2 protein-coding genes are annotated in these 1,672 nt (G+C 37.9%); both read left to right on the top strand.

Annotation, left to right across the window (positions count from 1 at the left end; all coding sequences use genetic code 11):
* The first annotated feature begins 76 nt into the window (after positions 1-76).
* Entirely contained in the window at positions 77-1,276 is a 1,200-nt protein-coding gene (locus D7V20_RS19070; protein ID WP_000059658.1) for a tyrosine-type recombinase/integrase, read from the top strand.
* 33 nt (positions 1,277-1,309) lie between these two features.
* Positions 1,310-1,531, top strand: coding sequence for a hypothetical protein (locus D7V20_RS19065; RefSeq protein ID WP_001986288.1), 222 nt, complete (start codon positions 1,310-1,312; stop codon positions 1,529-1,531).
* Positions 1,532-1,672 lie beyond the last annotated feature (141 nt).

The raw sequence follows: 1,672 nt of genomic DNA, 5'->3' as shown, positions 1-1,672 counted from the left end.
TACGCATCATATATATTTTCTTCTATTTTGATATAATGGATCTCGTCAATCCGCTGATAGGTTTCATTTAAATTTCATGAGTCTTACTGAAATTAAAGTTCGCCAAGCTCATTGCAAGGAAAAAACTTGTTTTTTATCCGATGAAGATGGACTTAGCCTGAAGATTGAGCCGACTGGAAGAAAATCTTGGTGCTATCGCTATACAGATCCACAAACAAAAAAACGTCGCCGCATTCAGTTGGGGCTTTATCCTGATTTATCGCTGAAAAAGGCACGACAAGTCAAAGATGACTTTAAAGACAATAATTATTGTTTTGAGCATGATACTGTCTCTAATGTCATCACCTTTCGTAAGGTAGGGGAGGAGTGGCTGCAGTTCAAACTGAAAAATGCATTTAATGATTCACCCCGCTGCGGTGTACTACAGTTAGCAGAAAGATGTTTACAGCAAGATATTTATCCAGACCTTCAGGATTTACCTTTTCAAAACATCAAGCGTTATGACCTGGTTTCAGTAATCAAAAAAATAGAGGGACGCCAAGTAAAAGAACCTGTCAAGAAAGCTTGTAGTTATTTGAACCAAATTTATGACTACGCTGTAGCGATGGGTTATTGTGAATTCAACATCGCGCATGGTTTAAATAAAATCGCCATTAACAGTAAAATCAAGAAGAATTATCCGTATTTGAAAGCGGAGGATATATCAGATTTTAAGAAAAATTTATTAAAATTGGATGCCCATCCGATTATTAAAAAAGCACTGCTGTTCAAATTACATACTGGCGTGCGAGGGGCTGAATTGTTATTGGCTGAGCCTCATCATTTTGATTTAAATGAAAAAATCTGGAAAATACCTGCCTTGCATATTAAACAGTTTCGACGAAAAGTCATATTAGGCCATGAGATTCCCGACTTCTTAGTTCCACTTTCAGATCAGGCTTTAGATATTTTAAAAGACGTCATGCAATGGTCATACGGTGAAAAGTACATTTTTGCTAGCCCACGGAAACATAATCAACCGATTCATTTTAATACATTAAATATGGCTATACGTAAGATGGGCTATGGAAAACATCAATTATCCTCTCATGGACTACGTTCCACTTTTAGTACCATTTTGAATGACTCAGGTTTGTTCCAGGATAACTGGATTGAGGCACAACTTTCACATATTGATAAGAACCGTACCCGTGCCAGCTATAATCACGCTGACTATTTAGCCCAGCGGACTGAAATGATGCAGTGGTGGGGTGATTATTTAAGTACTGCTAAGTGAAAATCGTACTTTTATACATAGACTTAAAACATTATGGGGTTTCAAATGGATAGTAAACAATATACTTGCCGTGTTACATGGTCAGCAGAATATAATGAGTATGTTGGGTTGTGTGCTGAGTTTCCATCATTGTCTTGGCTTGATGCGGATCAGTCTAAAGCATTCTCAGGAATAGAGGAGCTCGTTGCTGATGTTGTCGCTGATATGATTAGCAATAATGAAAAAGTTCCTACACCACTCTCCGGGAAAATATAGTAGGCAGTTTGTTGTCCTTGTTCTCAGTGGTTCAACAAAAACTAGCCCTCGAAGCCGCAGAACGTGGCGTGGACATAAATTGTTTAGTATCAGTAAAAAGAGCGATGTAATTTTAGTACGAGTGAGTGATAGAGCAGGAAC

The organism is Acinetobacter rongchengensis (assembly GCF_003611475.1).
Taxonomy (GTDB): domain Bacteria; phylum Pseudomonadota; class Gammaproteobacteria; order Pseudomonadales; family Moraxellaceae; genus Acinetobacter; species Acinetobacter rongchengensis.
The sequence above is the reverse complement of the archived record's forward strand: the minus strand, read 5'-3'. Positions and strand labels throughout refer to the sequence as shown.

Bases quoted from the DNA above. Each gene is read 5' to 3' on its own strand.
- D7V20_RS19065 (WP_001986288.1), top strand. From the start codon at position 1,310: ATGGGGTTTCAAATGGATAGTAAACAATATACTTGCCGTGTTACATGG.
- D7V20_RS19070 (WP_000059658.1), top strand. From the start codon at position 77: ATGAGTCTTACTGAAATTAAAGTTCGCCAAGCTCATTGCAAGGAAAAA.